Genomic DNA, 18,271 nt, shown 5'->3' with positions numbered 1-18,271 from the left:
CCTCCGGGCTATTGCCGGTTTCGTCGTTCGGTCCAGACCGGTTCTGGCCGGTCAACTCTTCAAGTTACTTGCCTCTGGCGCCCAAGCGCGTTCGGTCTGGGGATAATAAAGCTCGCAGCCACAAATCGCGGTTTCCGACTCGGCATTTGCGCGTGTCTGACGAACTGTCAGACCCAAACGCCGTCCTTCAGACACCATCGCTTCAGGGTCTCCGGCCTTCTTAGCCTTACGCATTCGGTCGATAAAGTCGTGCGCCGAGACAGAGGCCCTGGGCGACCAGCCAAATCGCATCCCTTCGCCGGACGCGCAATTGAAAAGCCGGGCGCTGGGACCATCCGAGCCTGCGCCGCCCAGACTGTCCGACCATTGCGCATGGGTGTTCGAGATATAACCGCCGCCCTCATCGACCCAGCCGGAGCGCATCGAGCCCCCCGCGATGCCGTAAGAGGTTTCGCGCCCACATCCGGGCAGATCGCGCGTGCCGATATGCTCGCCCGATGAGCGGTCGCAGGCCGCGACCGCCATCAGGAATGCAACCGAACTGATCGCGCGTTTTCTCACAGCCCCTGCCCCGGTTTCACGTCTTTCAGTTCCAGCTGCTTGGCCGGATCGCGCCACATCTGTTCCAGCACGTTCTGACGCTTGACGTCCTTGCGGTGTCGCATGGTCAGCACGATGGCGCCGATCATCGCGACCAGCAGCACCAGCCCCGACATCTGGAACATCAGCGCATAGCGGTCGTAAAGCACAGCCCCCAGACCGCGCGTGTTCTGCACGCCCTCGACGATCGGGGCCGCGCGCAGCCCGTCGGCCGCCTCGGATGCGGTCCAGCCCGACAGCGCCATGCCAAGCTGCGCCAGCATCACCAGACCGATCAGCAGCCCCAGCGGCAGATAGCGCGCCAGCTCGCCCTTGAGCTCGGCGAAATCGACGTCGAGCATCATCACGACGAACAGGAAAAGCACCGCGACCGCGCCGACATAGACCACGATCAGCAGCATGGCGACGAATTCCGCGCCTTGCAGCACAAAGAGTCCGGCGGCCGAGAAAAAGGCAAGGATCAGCCAAAGCACCGAATGCACCGGATTGCGGCCGATCACGACCATGAAGCCCGCAACGCAGGCACAGATCGCGAACAGGTAGAATGCAAAGATCATCAGTCCTCGTCCTCCTCGGCATAGACGCTCTGGGCGATTTCCAGCGCCTTCTGCATCGCGGGCAACCCGCCGAACATGCTCATCTGAAAGATCGTCTCGGCGATCTCGCGCTGGGTGGCGCCGGCGGCCAGCGCCTGACGGATGGTCAGACGCAGCTGCGGCTCGGCCAGCGCGCCCTGCACGGTGATCGCGCCGATGGTCAGCAGCAGCCGGGTCTTGGCGTCCAGCCCCTCGCGGTTGAACGTCTTGCCGAACCACATTTCCAGCATGTCGGCCGGTATCGTCGGCACCAGCTTTTCCATGGCGCGCATGTCGACATGTTCAAGCGCCGGGTTGAAGGCGCGCGCCATTTCCTGACCCGAGGCCAGCATCTGGGCGAAAAGTCTGGTGAACGCGTCGGTCATCTGTAGGGCGCATCCATCTGAAGGTTGCGGGCGATCTCGGCCTCCCAGCGCGCGCCGTTATCCAGCAGCTTCTGCTTGTCGTAAAACAGCTCTTCGCGGGTCTCGGTCGCGTATTCGAAATTCGGCCCCTCGACGATGGCGTCGACCGGGCAGGCCTCCTGACAGAAACCGCAATAGATGCATTTGGTCATGTCGATGTCATAGCGCGTGGTCCGGCGCGAGCCGTCCTCACGCGGTTCGGCATCGATGGTGATCGCCTGCGCGGGACAGACCGCCTCGCAGAGTTTGCAGGCGATGCAGCGTTCCTCGCCATTGGGATAGCGGCGCAGCGCGTGTTCGCCCCGGAAACGCGGCGAAAGCGGGCCTTTTTCATGCGGATAGTTCAGGGTCGGCTTGGGCGACACGAAATAACGCATGCCCAGGGCGAAACCCTTGATGAAATCCCACATCAGGAAATATTTGGTCGCCCGCGCGAAATCGAAGGCCATCAGAAATGCTCTCCCTTGCGCGGGGCCGCGAAACGGTCAAAGGCGGCGACGATGCTGCGGACAAAGGCGCTGTCATGACCATGTTCGCCATTGTCGACATTATTGGCGAGGAAATGCGCCAGTTCCACCTTGTCGGTCTCACTGGCAGCGGCAAGAGCCTCGGCTAGCTTGTTGGAATACATGGACTTATCCTCCGATCGCGAAACGGGCCCAGAAACCGCCCAGCACCTCATAGCGGGCCAGAATGGCGACCAGCACCACCCAACCCAGCGACAGGGGCAGGAACACCTTCCAGCCGATCCGCATCAGCTGGTCATAGCGATAGCGCGGCACGATCGCCTTCACCATCGAGAACATGTAGAACCAGAACCACATCTTGATGACCATCCACCACCAGCCATCGGCGATGAACGGGACCGGCGACAGCCAGCCGCCAAAGAACAAAAGCGACAGCAGCGCGCACATCAGATAGATGGCGATATATTCGCCGGCCATATAAAGCAGATAGGGCGTCGAGGAATATTCGACCATGTGGCCCGCGACCAGTTCCGATTCCGCCTCGGCAAGGTCAAAGGGCGGGCGGTTGGTTTCCGCCAGCGCGCTGACAAAGAACAGCACCACCATCGGCAGATGCGGCAGCCAGTACCAGTTCAGCAGCCCGTAATCACCCTTTTGGGCATGCACGATCTCGGTCAGGTTCATCGACCCGGTCGAGATGATGATGCCGATGATGATCAGCCCCATCGACACCTCATACGAGATCATCTGCGAGGCCGAGCGCAGCGAGGCCAGGAACGGATATTTCGAGTTCGAGGCCCAGCCGCCCATGATCGCGCCATATACCTCGAGCGAGGAGGCGGCAAAGATGAACAGGATGCCTACGTTGATATTGGCCATGACCCAGCCTTCGTCGAAGGGGATCGCGACAAAGGCAAAGAGCGCCAGCATCATCGACAGAAACGGGGCCAGGAAAAAGATGAACTTGTCCGCGCCCGCCGGAACGACGATTTCCTTGAGGATGTATTTCAACGCATCGGCAAAGGTCTGAAGCAAGCCCCAGGGTCCGACGACGTTCGGCCCGCGGCGCATCTGCACCGCCGCCCAGATCTTGCGGTCAGCGTAAACCATGAAGATCAGCGACCCCATGACAAAGGCGATGATCGCCAGCCCCTGCAACAGCAGAATCAGCGCGAAACCATAGGCCGAGGCCCAGAATTCAGCCATGATCTTTCGTCCCCCTAATCACGCCGCGGGAATGCCGCGTGTCTTGCATTCCTGCAAGGTGTCTTGCGTTGTCATCACCGTCAGTCCCAAAGGCCGTTTCCCCGACAGGGTAAAGACCGAACCGACGGTCATCTTGCCGTCTCGTTCATTGCGTATGGTGCGGATGTGGCGCGCATATGGCGTTCCCTTGGCATCGGCCCAACTGGCCAGCGCGCATGTGGCATAGGCGAAGGCGGTGTCGGCGTCCACCCCGCCCTTGAGGTTCGCGGTCACCTCGACCAGGCTGTCGCCACCCTTGCGGTTGCTTTCATAGCTTTTGACCTCTGCCCCCTGAAAATCCTTGGGATTGGCCTCAAAGCTCGTGGGCAGGTTCAGCCGCAGGGGGCGGGTGCGGGCGGCGAAATCGGCCAGCGCCTTTTCCTGTGCCGTGGGCTCGCGTGGCTTGACCGGGGCCATGTCCGGCATGCCCGACAGATCCAGCCCCAGATTGGCGTTCAGCGCCATCAGATCGGCCTCGGTCACGGCGAATGCGTCGCGCCCCTCGGGGCTGTCCAGTTCCATCTCGGTGACCGAGCCGTCGGGTTCCAGAATCAGAATGTCGCCGGATTTGGTGGAAATGCGACCTCGCGTCAAAACCTGTTTGCCAGGCGCGCCGGCATCACTTTGCAGCACCGCAAAGCGCAACTCTTCGGGCTTGGCGGGCGGGCGCGAATCGCGCGCGCTGCCGCAGCCGGTCAGCATCGCGGCCGCGATGCCCAGTCTTGCCAGCGTGACGACGAAACGCTTTTGCATCGGGTCTACTCCGCCGCCATGGCATGCGCCTTGCGCGCCGCCGCCATTGCCGAAAGCTCCCCCATCAGCGGCGAGGACCGCGCAATGGGGTTGGTCAGGTAGAAATCCTTGATCGCATAGCGGAAGCTCGCATGCCCCAGATCGAACCGGGTCAGCGGCTGCCAGGCGTTTTCCGGCACATGGTCGACCTGTGCCAGATGCGGCACCGCCTCGACCAGCTTGCGGCGCAGCCCGGCGAGGCTGTCCCAGGGCTGGGTCTGGCCCAGTTCCGCCGAGAGCGCCCGCAGGATCGCCCAGTTTTCCTTGCCCTCGCCCGGGGCGAAATTCGCCCGCAGTGCCAGTTGCGGCCGGCCTTCGGTATTAACGAAAAGGCCGTTTTCTTCGGTATAGCAGGCGCCGGGCAGGATCAGGTCGGCGCGATGCGCGCCGCGGTCGCCATGGCTGCCCTGATAGATCACGAAAGCACCGGCCGCGATGTCCACCTCGTCCGCGCCAAGGTTATAGACCACCTCGGCGCCGTCGATGGCGGCATCCAGCCCGCCCTCGGTCACCGCGCCCACATCCATCGCGCCAACGCGGGCGGCGGCGGTGTGCAGGACCAAAAGCTTGGAATTGCTGTTTTCGCAAAGCCGCATCGCATGGGCCAGCACGGCCTCGCCATCGGCTTCGCGGATCGCGCCCTGCCCGACGATCACGATGGTCGGCTTGGCGCGGGTTTCGTCGGTGATCTCTTGCGCGGACAGCTTTGCCAGCGCCGCGCGGTCATTGCCCAGATGCGCGTAATCATAGGTCAGATCGACCGGCTCGCCGATCAGCCCGACCCGCGCCCCCTTGAGCCACGCCTTGCGGATGCGGGCGTTCAGCACCGGCGCCTCTTCGCGCGGGTTGGTGCCGATAAGCTGGATCATCGCGGCATTGTCGATATCCTCGATCCGCGCGGTGCCGACATAGGCCGAACGATTGCCGATCGGCAGGCGGGCATTGTCGACGCGGCATTCGACCTTGCCGCCCAGTCCCTCGATCAGCTGTTTCAGGCTGAAGGCGGCCTCGACCGGGACCAGATCGCCGATCAGGCCGGCCACTTTCTTGCCTTTGATCGCGCGGGCGGCGGTTTCCAGCGCCTCGGACCAGCTGGCCGAGCGCAGCTTGCCGTTTTCTCGGATATAGGGCCGGTCCAGACGCTGGCGGCGCAGCCCGTCCCAGACGAAACGGGTCTTGTCGTTGATCCATTCCTCGTTCACCGCGTCATTGTTGCGCGGCAGGATGCGCATGACTTCGCGGCCCTTGGTGTCGACACGGATGTTCGACCCCAGCGCGTCCATCACATCGACGGTTTCGGTCTTGGTCAGCTCCCACGGACGGGCGGTAAAGGCATAGGGTTTCGACACCAGCGCCCCCACCGGGCACAGGTCGATGATATTGCCTTGCAGGTTCGAGTTCAGCGTCTGGTCCAGATAGCTGGTGATCTCGCTGTCCTCGCCACGGCCGGTCTGGCCCATCTGGGTGATGCCGGCGACCTCGGTGGTAAAGCGCACGCAGCGGGTGCAGCTGATGCAGCGGGTCATGTGGGTTTCGACCAGCGGGCCAAGGTTCAGATCCTCGCTGGCGCGCTTGGGTTCGCGATAGCGGCTGAAATCGACGCCGTAGGCCATGGCCTGATCCTGAAGGTCGCATTCGCCGCCCTGGTCACAGATCGGGCAATCCAGCGGGTGGTTGATCAGCAGGAATTCCATGACCCCTTCGCGGGCCTTGCGGACCATGGGGCTGTTGGTGCGGATCTCGGAGGGCGCGCCATCGGGGCCGGGGCGCAGGTCCTTGACCTGCATGGCGCAGGATGCGGCGGGCTTGGGCGGGCCGCCGACGACCTCGACCAGACACATCCGGCAATTGCCTGCAATCGACAGCCGTTCGTGATAGCAGAAACGCGGCACCTCGACCCCGGCCTGCTCACAGGCCTGGATCAGGGTCAGGTTCGGATCGACTTCGATCACCTTGTCGTCGATCTTGATCTTGCGAAGATCTGCCATCACTTCACCTTTTTTGTCTTGCCCGACGTGCCGGTCCGGTCGCGCCGCATTGTCTAATCGCCACTCAGCCTGGGTGCGTCTTTGGCGCCGTCATTCATCCCGCCCAGCGAGCTGAGCGAGCTATCCATCGTCCCCGTTCCCGCCGCCACGCGCCGGAACGACCGGGGCACGACCTCGACGATATCGTTGATATCGTCGCCACGGGTCAGCACCACGGTCATCGCATCGCGGTCGCGGCTAAAGGTCACCGTCGCGCGCAAAGGCTCGGCGGTGTTGTAGAATTGTTCGCGATTGGCGTCGGTCACATAGCGGCTGCCATCGGGGCGCCAGCAGGTGATCTGCGCATCCCGCGCATTGCCGGTCAGACGCAGCACCGGCTTGCCGGCGATATCGCGCATCTGCTTGACCCGCACGCCCGGCCCGTCCGCATCGCAGGACAGATCGGCCGGCGCGAGCATGTCAAAGCCAAGATAGAATTTCTGCCCGGTCGGCGCGAAGGGGCGCGAGGGATCGCCGGCAAACGCATCGCCCGCGATCATCGCAGCCGCGGCCGCAGCCATCAGCGCCAGTCCGATCCTGTTCATCCAACCGCTCATTTCGCCACCAGAAGGCTGCCGATGATGGTCTTTTTCTGGATCTCGGCGCGGCCGATCCTGCAAAAGCTCTCGGGGTTGTCCTTTTTCGCACCGTTGCGGACAAGATAATCCTCGGCCACGGCATAGATGCGTTTCTTTTCCTGTTTATTGTCCAGGAATTCGTCGATCTGCTTGCTGGAATAGCCCTTTTGCTCGGCATAGCGCTTGAGCTTGCGGGCCTCGCCATAGGCGTAAAAGATGCGCGCATTGATCGTGGGGCAGCTGCGGCGCACACGGTCGGCGATGCGCGCGGCGATCAGCCGGTCGTTGATGTATTTTTCCTGCGACAGCGGTTCAAGCGCGGCGGCGGGCGCGGCAAGCGCCGTGACGGCCAGCGCCGCGACAGTCAGGGCTTTCAGGGTGTTCATGGCAAAGACCTTCTGCATGTTATGAAGCGGCTTCATAACATGGCGGGTTTGCCGGCTTTCGACACAGACTGGTGTGCGTTTCGTGAGGTCGCTCATGCGCATCCCCCGAAATACCAGACATGCGCCGTGCCGCCTTGCAGCCCATTCAGCCGCAGCTTGCCTGGCGCTTTGCCCTCTGCGGCGCAGAAATGCTGCGCGGCCTCTTGTGCGCGGCCCTCGTCCGTCTCGGTCGTGGGTTTGCCGTCGTTGCGCATCACGGCATAGCCACTGGTCAGGGGGATGGGCATGATCTGTACCCCCTCGCCCGTCGCGGGGTTCCGGTCAACGATCTCGACGTAATCCAGAACGTCATCGGCGTAATAGATCTTCATCGGGACGCCATCGACCGAAACGAACCTTGTCGGATGCTCGGCATCGGGCGCGGCGCAGCCCGCCAGACCGGCAAGGCACAGCAGTGCAAGGGCCTTGCGCCCCTGCCCCGCCATGATCCCATATGCCAGCCCGTGTTCCATCATCCCGGTCCTGCTGCCCTGTTCTTATTCGGCCGCCATGGCGCCCATGCGCCCGGTGCGCTTGGCCTTGATGCGGTCCTCGATTTCCTCGCGGAAGTTGCGGATCAGACCCTGAATCGGCCATGCCGCCGCGTCGCCAAGCGCGCAGATGGTGTGTCCTTCGACCTGCTTGGTCACATCAAACAGCATGTCGATTTCCTCGACCTCGGCCTCGCCCTTCACCAGACGGTCCATGACCCGCATCATCCAGCCGGTGCCTTCGCGGCAGGGCGTGCACTGGCCGCAGGACTCGTGCTTGAAGAATTTCGACAGCCGCCAGATCGCTTTCACGACATCGGTGGACTGATCCATCACGATCATGCAGGCGGTGCCAAAGCTGGATTTCAGCTCGCGCATGCCATCGTAATCCATGATGGCGTTTTCGCACATCTCGGCGGTCAGGACCGGACAGGACGCGCCGCCGGGGATCACCGCTTTCAGGTTCTTCCAGCCGCCGCGCACGCCGCCGCCATGCTTTTCGATCAGCTCGCGCATGGGGATCGACATGGCCTCTTCGACCACGCAGGGGCTGTTGATATGCCCGGTCATGCCGAACAGCTTGACGCCCGCGTTGTTCGGGCGACCAAAGCTTGCGAACCATTCCGGGCCACGGCGCAGGATGGTGGGCACCACGGCGATGGATTCGACGTTGTTGACGGTGGTCGGGCAGCCGTAAAGCCCGGCACCGGCCGGGAACGGCGGCTTCATCCGGGGCATGCCCTTCTTGCCCTCAAGGCTTTCCAGCAGCGCGGTTTCCTCGCCGCAGATATAGGCGCCGGCGCCGTGATGCAGGTAAAGATCGAAATCCCAGCCCGAGCCGGCGGCGTTCTTGCCCAGAAGGCCCGCGTCATAGCATTCGTCGATGGCCGCCTGCAGCGCCTCTTTCTCGCGGATGAATTCGCCACGGATATAGATATAGGCGGCATGCGCGCCCATGGCGAAGCTGGCGATCAGCGCCCCCTCGATCAGGGTGTGCGGATCATGGCGCATGATCTCGCGGTCCTTGCAGGTCGCGGGTTCGGATTCGTCGGCATTGATGACCAGATATGAGGGACGGCCATCCGATTCCTTGGGCATGAAGGACCATTTCATGCCGGTGGGGAAACCCGCGCCGCCCCGGCCGCGCAGGCCCGAGGCCTTCATCTCGTCGACGATCTTGTCGCGGCCGCGCTGGATGATGGCGGCGGTTCCGTCCCAGCAGCCGCGCTTTTTCGCGCCGGCCAGGCTGCGGTCGCCCATCCCGTAGATATTCGTAAAGATCCGGTCCTGATCGTTCAGCATCGTCTTATCCTTGTCCCTGCGACGGCCCGTTGCGCCGCCGCCAGATCCGCCAGGTCACCAACAGCGACCAGATCATCGCCCCGATCGCCGCAAGATCGGCGAGAAAGACGTATTTCCCGGGCCAGCCCATCTGGCCCCCAATCCATTGCACGCCCAGCCACAGCACCATGGTCGCGGCAATCACCACCGCCACCAGCCGCATCTGCCGCGCATCCGCCGCCTGTCCGGGCGACGCCATATCCTGTCTTGCCGGCGCGGGCATCAATACACCTCGCCGTCATCGACGCGGTGCGAAAACTCGGTCTCACCCCCCGCCGCCAGAAGCTTTGCCTGACCGACCCAGTCGTCGGCCTCGATCCGGCCCCCCATACGGCCCAGCCGTTCGGCATAATCCGCGATGGCGGCCCGATCCCATTCGGCGATCTGCGCGTAACGGGTCACGCCGTTCTCATGCAGCCATTCCGACAGTTTCGGACCGATGCCCTTGATCCGCTTCAGATCGTCGGGCGCGGTATCCGCCTTGGGCTTGCGCGTCGCGGCCTTGGGTTTGGCCCCGGCTTCCGTCCCGGTCTCGGCGCTGGTCTCGGCGCTGGTCTCGGCGCTGGTCTCGACGGGGGCCTTGGCTTTCGCCTTGGCCTTGGCCGGGGCTTCGGGTGTCGCCTGAACGGCGTCCCGGGCGGGGCTCATGGCGCCGGCAACGATCGGGATCGGCGGCGCCATCAAGGCCGGCTCGGGCCCAAGCGAGCCGCTGACCAACAGACTGCCGGGCTGGCTGTCGGCCGCCTCGCGCGCCCAGTCGGTCACCGTCTGGCTGTCGGCATCGCCGAAAAGCTCGGGCCGGTCGCTGCACGCCAGCCAGACCAGCAGCGCCCCCAGAAGCAGGGTCGCGATCACACCCAGAAACAGCCCAGCGAAAAAGCTCAGATCCCCGACGCCCCAGGTGAACAGCAAGACAAGAACGCCGGCGATGCCCGCCGCGATCCAGCAATTCCCGTTGCACTCCGCGTTCTTCATGGTGACCTGCCTTTCCGCCTGTTGTCAGTCGGCCAGCTTCCCCTTCATCTTGATCACGCGCCGTTTCCGTTGCCAAGCCAAGGCGTCGTCACCGGAACCTCGGTCCCGTCGATGCGCTTGATCGTATCATGCAGGCTCACTGCGCGCGCGACACTGCCATTATGCGCCTCGCCGCCCTTCAGATCGGCCAGCGCGGTCGGCCCGCCCAGAGCCTCGGACGAAAACCGGCCATTCTGCGGCCCCGGCACCGGCACCTCGCCGGCGGCAAAGCTGTCGATCAGCGCGGCCAGCTTTTCGGTGGTCAGATCCTCGTAGAAATCCTTGCCGATCTGGGCCATGGGCGCGTTGGTGCAGGCGCCAAGGCATTCCACCTCTTCCCAGCTGAAGCGGCCATCGGCCGACAGCGTATGCGGGGCTGCCGCGATCTTGTCCTTGCAGACGCGGATCAGATCCTCGGCCCCGCAGATCATGCAGGTCGTGGTGCCGCAGATCTGGATATGGGCAACCGATCCAACCGGATAAAGCTGGAACATGAAGTAGAAGGTCGCGACCTCGAGCGCCCGGATATAGGGCATGCCCAAAAGGTCGGCGACATATTCGATGGCGGGCCGGGTCAGCCAGCCTTCCTGTTCCTGCGCCCGCCACAGGACCGGGATGATCGCCGATTGCTGGCGACCCTCGGGATATTTGGTCATCTGGGCGCGCGCCCATTCCAGATTGGCGGGCGTGAATTCAAAGGATGCGGGCTGATCGGGGGACAGACGGCGAAGCATGAGTTATTCCCCATAAATCTTGCTGGAAAACCAGTAGGAAACCTGTCCGACGGGCAGGACATTTCTGGCGAAAGCGATCAGGCCCACAGGAATGCCCACGGCCATGCCGTGCACAGATGCCTGAACCCTGAACATGTCGAACGGCATCAGCGGTCAACCTCTCCGAACACGATGTCGAGCGTGGCGATGATGGCCGGCACGTCGGCCAGCATATGGCCCTTGGACATCCAGTCGATGGATTGCAGATGCGCAAATCCGGGCGCGCGCAGCTTGGCCCGCCACGGCTTGTTGGTGCCGTCCGAAACCATATAGACGCCGAATTCGCCCTTGGGCGCCTCGACGGCGGCATAAACTTCGCCCGCGGGAACCTTGAAGCCCTCGGTATAAAGCTTGAAGTGGTGGATCAGGCTTTCCATGTCGCGCTTCATGTCGGCGCGGCGCGGCGGCGTCAGCTTGCCGCGCGCCAGCACGTCACCGGCCGGCTCTGCGCGCAGTTTCTTGATCGCCTGCTGCATGATCTTGCAGCTTTCGCGCATCTCGGCCATGCGGACAAGGAAACGGTCATAACAGTCGCCGTTCTTGCCGACCGGGATCTGAAAGTCGAATTCGTCATAGCATTCATAGGGTTGCGAACGCCGCAGATCCCATGCAAGCCCCGAGCCGCGCACCATGACGCCCGAATAGCCCCAATCCAGCGCATCCTGTTCGGTGACGATGCCGATATCGACCAGACGCTGCTTGAAGATACGGTTTTCGGTCAGCAGCGTGTCCAGATCGTCGACCAGACGCGGGAAACGCTCGCACCATTCCTCGATATCGTCCAGAAGCTCGGGCGGCAGGTCCTGATGCACGCCGCCGGGACGGAAATAGGCGGCATGCAGCCGCGCCCCGCTGGCGCGTTCGTAAAAGATCATCAGCTCTTCGCGGGCCTCAAAGCCCCAAAGCGGCGGCGTCAGCGCGCCCACGTCCAGCGCCCCGGTGGTCAGCCCCAGCAGGTGGTTCAGAATGCGGCCGATTTCCGAAAACAGCACCCGGATCAGGCTGGCGCGGCGCGGAATCGTGGTCCCGGTCAGCCGCTCGATCGCCATGCACCAGGCATGTTCCTGATTCATCGGCGCCACATAATCGAGGCGGTCCAGATAAGGCAGGTTTTGCAGATAGGTGCGGCTTTCCATCAGCTTTTCGGTGCCGCGATGCAACAGACCGATATGGGGGTCCGCACGCTCGACGATCTCGCCGTCCAGTTCCAGCACCATCCGCAACACGCCATGCGCCGCCGGGTGCTGGGGACCGAAGTTGATGTTGAAGTTGCGAATGCTCTGTTCGCCCGTGAGGGTATCAACCGAGCCATCGTCATAGCTGTTCTTGCGGATGTCGCCGTCCATGGTCATCCCTCCAGCGCGGCCTTGGCGCGCTTTAGCTCTAGCCGGTCGTTGAATTTCGTGCTGTCGATCACCGCGCGGCGGTGACGACCGGCGCCGATCTGGTCGATGCCGTCATGGGCGACGACGCGGAACCACAGGAAACGGCCGTCGATTTCCTCGACCTCGGTTTCGACGGTCACCACCTGTCCGGGCAGGGTCGGCGCGCTGTGATCGACATCGACATGGATGCCCAGCGAATCCTCGCCATCCTCGTAATAGGGGCGCAGCTGTTCGACACAGGCCCATTCCATCAGCCCGACCATCTTGGCCGTGGCAAAGACGTCGGGCATGTCCAGAAATGCGCGGCGGTCGGCAAAGAGCGCCGGCACCGTGTCGCCGGCGGTGACCCGCATGCTGAAACTGGCCCGGTCGCCCGGTTTCAGGCCCGGCTTCATTTCTTGGCCTCCGCCGCCTTTTCGTCGCCGGGCAGCACATATTTCGCACCTTCCCAGGGGGACAGGAAATCGAACTGGCGATATTCCTGAACCAGGTTCACCGGCTCATAGACGACGCGTTTCTCGGCATCGTTCCAACGCACCTCGACATAGCCGGTGGTGGGGAAATCCTTGCGCAGCGGATGACCACGGAAACCGTAATCGGTCAGAATGCGGCGCAGATCCGGGTGGCCCGAGAAAAAGACCCCGAACATGTCGAAAATCTCGCGCTCGTACCAGTTCGCGGCGGGATAGACGCCGATCAGGCTGGGCACCAGCTCATCCTCGCGGGCCTTGGCCTTCACGCGAACGCGCTGGTTCTGGTACATCGACAACAGGTGATAGACCACGTCAAAGCGCGCCGGGCGCGCCGGATGGTCGACGGCGGTAATGTCGATCAGCGTCGAAAAGCGACAATTCGGATCGCTGCGCAGAAATTCCAGCAGCGGCACCAGACCCGAAAGCGTCGCCTCGACCGTCAGCTCGCCAAAGGCGACCGAGGTGCCGACGACCTCATTTGGGCGGCGCAGCGCGATATGTTCGGCCAGTTCCAGCAGGGCGTCATCAGACATGGCTTACCTCACCAGCGTGCCGGTGCGCCGGATCCGGCGCTGAAGTTGCAGGATGCCGTAAAGCAGCGCCTCGGCGGTCGGCGGGCAGCCGGGAACATAGATGTCCACCGGCACGATGCGGTCGCAGCCGCGCACCACCGAATAGCTGTAATGGTAATAGCCGCCGCCATTGGCGCAGCTGCCCATGCTGATCACATAGCGCGGCTCGGGCATCTGGTCATAGACCTTGCGCAGGGCGGGCGCCATCTTGTTGGTCAGGGTGCCGGCGACGATCATCAGGTCCGACTGGCGCGGGCTGGCGCGCGGCGCGGTGCCGAAGCGCTCAAGGTCATAGCGCGGCATCGAGCTTTGCATCATCTCGACCGCGCAACAGGCCAGGCCGAAGGTCATCCAGTGCAGGCTGCCGTTGCGGGCCCAGTTGATGATGTCTTCGGTCGTGGTCAGCAGGAAACCCTTGTCCTGCAATTCCCGGTTCAGCTCGGCGGTCGCGACCTCGCGATCCGCGCCGGCGGTATTGGCGCCGGTCTGGACGCCCCCGGTTTGCAGGCCGCTTTTCTCAGGCAGGATCAGGCCCATTCCAGCGCCCCCTTCTTCCATTCATAGGCAAAGCCCACGGTCAGCACGCCCAGAAACAGCATCATGCCCCAGAAGGCGGTATCGCTGAGCCCGGCGAAATTGACCGCCCAGGGGAACAGGAACGCGACTTCGAGGTCGAAGATGATGAACAGGATCGACACCAGATAGAAGCGCACATCGAATTTCATCCGCGCATCGTCAAAGGCGTTGAAGCCGCATTCATAGGCGCTGACTTTTTCCGGGTCCGGGTTGCGCACGGCGACAAGCGCGGCGGCCAGAATCAGGATAATGGCCAGAGCCGAGGCCATTCCCAGAAAGATCAGGATCGGCAGGTATTCTTGCAGCAGATATTCCACTGGGTGGGCTCCCTATCGTTCGCGGGAACCCTGGTGGCGCCCGCGATGGGTTTGGCTAAGGTTCGTTTAGTCCCGGCGCGCGGCAGGGTCAACGGTGCGCCCCGCTTTCGCCACCCGTTTCCGGCGAGGTCGCGGATGCCGTGCCACAGGTATCGCGATGCGGGACCGGCCTAGTCCCCGCGCCCGATCCGGCCCAGATGGGTGTCGCGAAAGCCGCTGTTTTCCTTGAGCCCGGACCCAAATAGCCGATCACAGCCCAGATGCACCAGCCACAGCCCGCCCCCGGCGATCGGCCCGGTCGCGCCAAGTGCGACGCCCAGCACGATCAAGAGCAGCGGCAGGGCGTAAATATGCCCGCAATTATAGATGAATGCCCCGATGCGCGGCCCGGCCAGATAGCCCAGCATGGTCAGATCCGGCGCAAGAAGAATGGCGATCCAGATCGGCGCACCCCATCCCGGCGCGGCCAGAATCGCGATCAAAAGCCCAGCCAGCGCAAGCCCGGCCCCCTCGACGCGCTGCCAGCGCACCGGGTTCATGCGTCCAGCCCCAGCATCCGGGCGGCGGCGGCAACCAACGCGCCATTTCCGGCGGCACGGCCATCGGGCAGGTACAGGCAATCTTCAAGCCCGATCCGGGTGTCGCAGCCCAGATCCCGCGCCGCCGCGACAAAATCCCATGCCGTTGCGTCAAAACCATGCAGCAGAATCGGCAGGTCCGGCGCCTCATGGCGCAGCCGGTCCAGAATCCGGCGCGCGACCGGCATCGCCCGATCCAGCGTGCCGGCATTCATTTCGATCATGATCCGCACCGCGCCGTGCCACAATGTCGCAGGCAGGGACAGCAGCCGGTCCAGATCGGCCCCGGTCGCCAGCCCAAGCTCGATCCCGATGCCCAACCGCCCCATAAGCGCAAGGACTTCGGGTGCATCGGCTTCTTCAAGATTGACCGAAACGTAATCCGGCAGCACCGTCCAACCGTGCATGTCCTCCAGCCGGCCGGCGTGGGGCAGGATCCAGTCGCCGGTCGAGATGCCGACCGCCATACCCGGCACCGCCGTCCGCACGGCGCTCAGATGGGCGGCCACATCCGGCGGCGCCAGCGATTCCCGCCCCATGGCGTCGCGCGGATGGATATGCAGGCAGGCCGCCCCGGCGGCACGGCTGGCCCGCGCATCGCCGGCGACGGCATCGGGCGTCAGCGGCAGGCCGGGCGTATCCGCAGCACGCGCTCCGTTCAGACAGGCCTGCAACATCATTCGGCGGCGCGACGGCGCGCCGCCGCAAGCATCGGGGCCAGATACCGTCCGGTATGGCTTTCCGCGACCTCTGCCACATCCTCGGGCGTGCCGGTGGCAACGATGCGCCCGCCGCCATCGCCACCTTCGGGGCCGATATCGATGATCCAGTCGGCGGTCTTGATCACATCGAGATTATGCTCGATCACCACCACGGTATTGCCCTGTTCGACAAGGGAATGAAGCACTTCCAGCAGTTTCCGCACATCCTCGAAATGCAGGCCGGTGGTCGGCTCGTCGAGAATATAAAGCGTCTTGCCGGTCGCGCGCCGCGACAGTTCCTTGGATAGCTTGACCCGCTGCGCCTCGCCGCCCGAAAGCGTCGTCGCCTGCTGGCCGACCTTGATATAGCCAAGCCCCACCTCGACCAGCGCATCCATCTTTTCGCGGATCGAGGGCACGGCGCGGAAAAATTCCTGCGCGTCCTCAACGGTCATGTCCAGCACGTCGGCAATGGATTTGCCCTTGAAATGCACCTCAAGCGTTTCGCGGTTATAGCGTTTGCCCTTGCAGGTTTCGCATTCGACATAGACGTCGGGCAGGAAATGCATCTCGATCTTGATGACGCCGTCGCCCTGACAGGCCTCGCAGCGGCCGCCCTTGACGTTGAAGCTGAAGCGGCCGGGTTTGTATCCGCGCGCCTTGGCCTCGGGCAGGCCCGCGAACCAGTCGCGGATCGGGGTAAAGGCGCCGGTATAGGTCGCGGGGTTGGAACGCGGCGTGCGCCCGATGGGGCGCTGGTCGATGTCGATGACCTTGTCCAAGAGCTCAAGCCCCTTGATCGTCTCGCAGGGCGCGGGGGTCTGGCGGGCGCCGTTCAGCCGCAGGCTGGCGGTCTTGAACAGCGTCTCGATGGTAAGGGTCGATTTGCCGCCCCCCGACACCCCGGTCACACAGACGAATTTGCCCAAGGGAAACTCGGCGGTCACGTTTTTCAGGTTGTTGCCGGTCGCGCCGACGACCTTGACCGCCTTGCCATTGCCCTTGCGCCGGGTCTCGGGCACGGCAATTTCGCGCGCGCCCGACAGATATTGCCCGGTCAGGCTGGAGGGATCGGCGGCGATTTCGGCCGGCGTGCCGCGCGCCACCACCTGCCCGCCATGGACCCCCGCCCCCGGCCCCATGTCAAAGACATAATCGGCATGGCGGATCGCATCCTCGTCATGTTCGACCACGATGACGGAATTGCCCTGATCGCGCAGGCCCTTCAGCGTCGCAAGCAGGCGGTCGTTATCCCGCTGATGCAGCCCGATCGAGGGCTCGTCGAGCACATATAGCACGCCCGTCAGCCCCGACCCGATCTGGCTGGCCAGCCGGATCCGCTGTGACTCACCGCCCGAAAGCGTACCCGCCGCCCGCGACAGCGTCAGATAATCAAGACCGACATTCACAAGGAAACCAAGCCTTTCGCGGATCTCCTTGAGGATCGCGGCAGCGATTTCGTTCTTTTGTTTCGTCAGATGATCGGGCGCGGCCTCGATCCAGGCCAGCGCCTCGCGGATCGACAGCTCGGTCACCTGCCCGATATGATGGCCTGCGATCTTGACCGCCAGCGCCTCGGGCTTGAGCCGGTATCCCTCGCAGGCGCCGCAGGGGCGGTTGTTCTGATATTTTTCGAACTCTTCGCGCACCCAGGTGCTGTCGCTTTCGCGCAAGCGGCGTTCCATGTTCGGGATCACGCCCTCAAACTGACGGGTGACCTCATAGACGCGGCCGGCATCGTCAAAGCGGAACGGGATTTCATCCGCGCCCGAGCCGCGCATGAACATGTCGCGCACCGATTGCGGCAGATCCTTCCACGGGGTTTTCCGGTCAAAACCATAGAATTTGGCCAGCGCGTTGATGGTCTGGGTCAGATAGGCCGATTTCGACTTGGCCCATGGCGCAATGGCCCCCTGCGCCACCGACAGGGCGCTGTCGGGCACCACCAGCCGCTCGTCAAAGAAGAGCTCGACCCCCAGCCCGTCACAGACCGGACAGGCGCCGAAAGGCGCGTTGAATGAAAACAGCCGCGGCTCGATTTCCGGGATGGTGAAGCCGCTGACCGGACAGGCAAAGTTTTCGCTGAACGTGATGCGCTCGGCCTCGCCCTCGCCCTCGGCAGGCGCGGTTTCAAGGACGGCGATACCGTCGGCCAGATCCAGCGCGGTCCGAAAACTATCGGCCAGCCGCGTCTCCATGCCCGCGCGCACCACGATCCGGTCAACGACCACATCGATATTGTGGCGGAATTTCTTGTCGAGCGTCGGCGGCTCGTCCAGTTCATGGAACTGACCGTTGACCTTGACGCGCTGAAAGCCCTGCTTGCGCAGTTCAAGGAACTCTTTCTTGTACTCGCCCTTGCGGTCGCGGACGATGGGGGCCAGCAGATAGGCGCGGGTGCCCTCGGGCATCTCCATCACCCGGTCGACCATGTCCTGAACCTGCTGCGCCTCGATGGGCAGGCCGGTGGCGGGGCTATAGGGCGTGCCCGCGCGCGCGAACAAAAGCCGCAGATAGTCGTAAATCTCGGTCACCGTGCCGACGGTCGAGCGCGGGTTCTTCGAGGTGGTTTTCTGCTCGATGGAAATCGCCGGGGAAAGACCGCTGATATGGTCCACATCCGGCTTGCCCATCATGTCCAGAAACTGACGCGCATAGGCCGACAGGCTTTCGACATAGCGCCGCTGCCCCTCGGCATAGATGGTGTCAAAGGCCAGGCTGGATTTGCCGCTGCCCGACAGGCCGGTGATCACCACCAGCTGGTCGCGCGGAATGTCCATGTCCACGCCCTTGAGGTTATGCTCGCGCGCGCCGCGCACCTCGATGAACTTCTGTTCCATCGTCACATCCCGATTCCGCCAAGCGCATGAGATAGGCATGACACGCGAAATGGCAACCGCTAATGAACATAACGCG

The 18,271-nt window shown here is 63.5% G+C and carries 24 protein-coding genes; all 24 read right to left on the bottom strand.

Annotated elements, in window-relative coordinates; genetic code table 11:
* Positions 1-51 precede the first annotated feature (51 nt).
* Positions 52-561 carry a hypothetical protein gene (locus ACFOMH_RS10930; RefSeq protein ID WP_377744476.1) on the bottom strand — a complete coding sequence of 170 codons (510 nt, stop codon included), beginning with the start codon at positions 559-561 and terminating at the stop codon, positions 52-54.
* On the bottom strand, positions 558-1,160 hold the full coding sequence (locus ACFOMH_RS10925; RefSeq protein ID WP_374423391.1) for an NADH-quinone oxidoreductase subunit J: 603 nt from the start codon (positions 1,158-1,160) through the stop codon (positions 558-560). Before ACFOMH_RS10925 ends, ACFOMH_RS10930 begins: the two co-directional genes overlap by 4 nt.
* On the bottom strand, positions 1,157-1,561 hold the full coding sequence (locus tag ACFOMH_RS10920) for a carboxymuconolactone decarboxylase family protein (protein ID WP_374422884.1): 405 nt from the start codon (positions 1,559-1,561) through the stop codon (positions 1,157-1,159). Before ACFOMH_RS10920 ends, ACFOMH_RS10925 begins: the two co-directional genes overlap by 4 nt.
* Positions 1,558-2,049 (bottom strand): NADH-quinone oxidoreductase subunit NuoI, encoded by a 492-nt coding sequence (gene nuoI, locus ACFOMH_RS10915; protein WP_374422883.1) that lies wholly within the window; start codon positions 2,047-2,049, stop codon positions 1,558-1,560. Before nuoI ends, ACFOMH_RS10920 begins: the two co-directional genes overlap by 4 nt.
* A complete protein-coding gene (locus ACFOMH_RS10910) occupies positions 2,049-2,231 on the bottom strand; it encodes a hypothetical protein (RefSeq protein ID WP_374422882.1) in 183 nt (60 codons plus the stop codon). The genes nuoI and ACFOMH_RS10910 overlap by 1 nt, the downstream gene beginning before the upstream one ends.
* A 4-nt stretch (positions 2,232-2,235) precedes the next feature.
* Positions 2,236-3,273 (bottom strand): NADH-quinone oxidoreductase subunit NuoH, encoded by a 1,038-nt coding sequence (nuoH, locus tag ACFOMH_RS10905; protein WP_374422880.1) that lies wholly within the window; start codon positions 3,271-3,273, stop codon positions 2,236-2,238.
* A gap of 18 nt (positions 3,274-3,291) precedes the next feature.
* Positions 3,292-4,065, bottom strand: coding sequence for a hypothetical protein (locus tag ACFOMH_RS10900; protein ID WP_374422878.1), 774 nt, complete (start codon positions 4,063-4,065; stop codon positions 3,292-3,294).
* A 5-nt stretch (positions 4,066-4,070) separates the two neighbouring features.
* Positions 4,071-6,092, bottom strand: coding sequence for an NADH-quinone oxidoreductase subunit NuoG (gene nuoG / locus ACFOMH_RS10895; RefSeq protein ID WP_377744473.1), 2,022 nt, complete (start codon positions 6,090-6,092; stop codon positions 4,071-4,073).
* A gap of 53 nt (positions 6,093-6,145) precedes the next feature.
* On the bottom strand, positions 6,146-6,676 hold the full coding sequence (locus ACFOMH_RS10890; RefSeq protein WP_377744471.1) for a hypothetical protein: 531 nt from the start codon (positions 6,674-6,676) through the stop codon (positions 6,146-6,148).
* Between the two features lie 8 nt (positions 6,677-6,684).
* Positions 6,685-7,095, bottom strand: a complete 411-nt coding sequence (locus ACFOMH_RS10885) for a DUF5333 domain-containing protein (protein WP_377744470.1) — start codon at positions 7,093-7,095, stop codon at positions 6,685-6,687.
* A 92-nt stretch (positions 7,096-7,187) separates the two neighbouring features.
* Entirely contained in the window at positions 7,188-7,580 is a 393-nt protein-coding gene (locus ACFOMH_RS10880; protein WP_377744469.1) for a hypothetical protein, read from the bottom strand.
* A gap of 51 nt (positions 7,581-7,631) precedes the next feature.
* On the bottom strand, positions 7,632-8,927 hold the full coding sequence (gene nuoF, locus ACFOMH_RS10875; RefSeq protein ID WP_377744467.1) for an NADH-quinone oxidoreductase subunit NuoF: 1,296 nt from the start codon (positions 8,925-8,927) through the stop codon (positions 7,632-7,634).
* A gap of 4 nt (positions 8,928-8,931) precedes the next feature.
* Entirely contained in the window at positions 8,932-9,189 is a 258-nt protein-coding gene (locus ACFOMH_RS10870) for a DUF5337 domain-containing protein (RefSeq protein ID WP_377744466.1), read from the bottom strand.
* The gene (locus ACFOMH_RS10865; protein ID WP_377744464.1) at positions 9,189-9,941 is read right to left on the bottom strand and encodes a hypothetical protein; all 753 of its coding nucleotides are present in this window, start codon (positions 9,939-9,941) and stop codon (positions 9,189-9,191) included. The genes ACFOMH_RS10870 and ACFOMH_RS10865 overlap by 1 nt, the downstream gene beginning before the upstream one ends.
* Positions 9,942-9,994: 53 nt before the next feature.
* Entirely contained in the window at positions 9,995-10,714 is a 720-nt protein-coding gene (nuoE, locus tag ACFOMH_RS10860; protein ID WP_377744462.1) for an NADH-quinone oxidoreductase subunit NuoE, read from the bottom strand.
* 3 nt (positions 10,715-10,717) lie between these two features.
* Complete coding sequence (locus ACFOMH_RS10855) at positions 10,718-10,861, bottom strand: hypothetical protein (RefSeq protein ID WP_377744461.1); 144 nt, start codon at positions 10,859-10,861, stop codon at positions 10,718-10,720.
* Positions 10,861-12,099 (bottom strand): NADH-quinone oxidoreductase subunit D, encoded by a 1,239-nt coding sequence (locus tag ACFOMH_RS10850; protein WP_374422859.1) that lies wholly within the window; start codon positions 12,097-12,099, stop codon positions 10,861-10,863. The genes ACFOMH_RS10855 and ACFOMH_RS10850 overlap by 1 nt, the downstream gene beginning before the upstream one ends.
* Positions 12,100-12,101: 2 nt before the next feature.
* Complete coding sequence (locus ACFOMH_RS10845; protein ID WP_374422857.1) at positions 12,102-12,533, bottom strand: thioesterase family protein; 432 nt, start codon at positions 12,531-12,533, stop codon at positions 12,102-12,104.
* Positions 12,530-13,144 (bottom strand): NADH-quinone oxidoreductase subunit C, encoded by a 615-nt coding sequence (locus tag ACFOMH_RS10840; protein WP_377744458.1) that lies wholly within the window; start codon positions 13,142-13,144, stop codon positions 12,530-12,532. Before ACFOMH_RS10840 ends, ACFOMH_RS10845 begins: the two co-directional genes overlap by 4 nt.
* Positions 13,145-13,147: 3 nt before the next feature.
* On the bottom strand, positions 13,148-13,720 hold the full coding sequence (locus ACFOMH_RS10835; RefSeq protein ID WP_377744457.1) for a NuoB/complex I 20 kDa subunit family protein: 573 nt from the start codon (positions 13,718-13,720) through the stop codon (positions 13,148-13,150).
* Complete coding sequence (locus ACFOMH_RS10830) at positions 13,711-14,076, bottom strand: NADH-quinone oxidoreductase subunit A (protein ID WP_374422851.1); 366 nt, start codon at positions 14,074-14,076, stop codon at positions 13,711-13,713. Before ACFOMH_RS10830 ends, ACFOMH_RS10835 begins: the two co-directional genes overlap by 10 nt.
* 170 nt (positions 14,077-14,246) lie before the next feature.
* Positions 14,247-14,615 (bottom strand): DUF4260 domain-containing protein, encoded by a 369-nt coding sequence (locus ACFOMH_RS10825; protein ID WP_377744454.1) that lies wholly within the window; start codon positions 14,613-14,615, stop codon positions 14,247-14,249.
* The gene (locus tag ACFOMH_RS10820) at positions 14,612-15,334 is read right to left on the bottom strand and encodes a 3-keto-5-aminohexanoate cleavage protein (RefSeq protein WP_374422847.1); all 723 of its coding nucleotides are present in this window, start codon (positions 15,332-15,334) and stop codon (positions 14,612-14,614) included. Before ACFOMH_RS10820 ends, ACFOMH_RS10825 begins: the two co-directional genes overlap by 4 nt.
* Complete coding sequence (gene uvrA / locus ACFOMH_RS10815) at positions 15,331-18,195, bottom strand: excinuclease ABC subunit UvrA (RefSeq protein ID WP_377744451.1); 2,865 nt, start codon at positions 18,193-18,195, stop codon at positions 15,331-15,333. The genes ACFOMH_RS10820 and uvrA overlap by 4 nt, the downstream gene beginning before the upstream one ends.
* Positions 18,196-18,271 lie beyond the last annotated feature (76 nt).

This window comes from Paracoccus mangrovi (assembly GCF_042648425.1).
GTDB classification, from domain to species: Bacteria; Pseudomonadota; Alphaproteobacteria; order Rhodobacterales; family Rhodobacteraceae; genus Paracoccus; species Paracoccus mangrovi.
Note: the sequence above shows the minus strand (reverse complement) of the source record. Positions and strands in the feature narration are given on the sequence as shown.

What these genes read in the sequence shown, in the direction of transcription:
- ACFOMH_RS10880 (WP_377744469.1), bottom strand. Translation starts at nt 7,580, where the DNA reads ATGGCGGGGCAGGGGCGCAAGGCCCTTGCACTGCTGTGCCTTGCCGGT.
- ACFOMH_RS10900 (WP_374422878.1), bottom strand. Translation starts at nt 4,065, where the DNA reads ATGCAAAAGCGTTTCGTCGTCACGCTGGCAAGACTGGGCATCGCGGCC.
- ACFOMH_RS10910 (WP_374422882.1), bottom strand. Translation starts at nt 2,231, where the DNA reads ATGTATTCCAACAAGCTAGCCGAGGCTCTTGCCGCTGCCAGTGAGACC.
- nuoE (WP_377744462.1), bottom strand. Translation starts at nt 10,714, where the DNA reads ATGCTTCGCCGTCTGTCCCCCGATCAGCCCGCATCCTTTGAATTCACG.
- ACFOMH_RS10850 (WP_374422859.1), bottom strand. Translation starts at nt 12,099, where the DNA reads ATGGACGGCGACATCCGCAAGAACAGCTATGACGATGGCTCGGTTGAT.
- nuoH (WP_374422880.1), bottom strand. Translation starts at nt 3,273, where the DNA reads ATGGCTGAATTCTGGGCCTCGGCCTATGGTTTCGCGCTGATTCTGCTG.
- nuoF (WP_377744467.1), bottom strand. Translation starts at nt 8,927, where the DNA reads ATGCTGAACGATCAGGACCGGATCTTTACGAATATCTACGGGATGGGC.
- nuoI (WP_374422883.1), bottom strand. Translation starts at nt 2,049, where the DNA reads ATGGCCTTCGATTTCGCGCGGGCGACCAAATATTTCCTGATGTGGGAT.
- ACFOMH_RS10820 (WP_374422847.1), bottom strand. Translation starts at nt 15,334, where the DNA reads ATGATGTTGCAGGCCTGTCTGAACGGAGCGCGTGCTGCGGATACGCCC.
- ACFOMH_RS10920 (WP_374422884.1), bottom strand. Translation starts at nt 1,561, where the DNA reads ATGACCGACGCGTTCACCAGACTTTTCGCCCAGATGCTGGCCTCGGGT.
- ACFOMH_RS10870 (WP_377744466.1), bottom strand. Translation starts at nt 9,189, where the DNA reads ATGCCCGCGCCGGCAAGACAGGATATGGCGTCGCCCGGACAGGCGGCG.
- ACFOMH_RS10890 (WP_377744471.1), bottom strand. Translation starts at nt 6,676, where the DNA reads ATGAACAGGATCGGACTGGCGCTGATGGCTGCGGCCGCGGCTGCGATG.
- ACFOMH_RS10845 (WP_374422857.1), bottom strand. Translation starts at nt 12,533, where the DNA reads ATGAAGCCGGGCCTGAAACCGGGCGACCGGGCCAGTTTCAGCATGCGG.
- ACFOMH_RS10855 (WP_377744461.1), bottom strand. Translation starts at nt 10,861, where the DNA reads ATGCCGTTCGACATGTTCAGGGTTCAGGCATCTGTGCACGGCATGGCC.
- ACFOMH_RS10835 (WP_377744457.1), bottom strand. Translation starts at nt 13,720, where the DNA reads ATGGGCCTGATCCTGCCTGAGAAAAGCGGCCTGCAAACCGGGGGCGTC.
- ACFOMH_RS10865 (WP_377744464.1), bottom strand. Translation starts at nt 9,941, where the DNA reads ATGAAGAACGCGGAGTGCAACGGGAATTGCTGGATCGCGGCGGGCATC.
- uvrA (WP_377744451.1), bottom strand. Translation starts at nt 18,195, where the DNA reads ATGGAACAGAAGTTCATCGAGGTGCGCGGCGCGCGCGAGCATAACCTC.
- nuoG (WP_377744473.1), bottom strand. Translation starts at nt 6,092, where the DNA reads ATGGCAGATCTTCGCAAGATCAAGATCGACGACAAGGTGATCGAAGTC.
- ACFOMH_RS10840 (WP_377744458.1), bottom strand. Translation starts at nt 13,144, where the DNA reads ATGTCTGATGACGCCCTGCTGGAACTGGCCGAACATATCGCGCTGCGC.
- ACFOMH_RS10885 (WP_377744470.1), bottom strand. Translation starts at nt 7,095, where the DNA reads ATGAACACCCTGAAAGCCCTGACTGTCGCGGCGCTGGCCGTCACGGCG.
- ACFOMH_RS10825 (WP_377744454.1), bottom strand. Translation starts at nt 14,615, where the DNA reads ATGAACCCGGTGCGCTGGCAGCGCGTCGAGGGGGCCGGGCTTGCGCTG.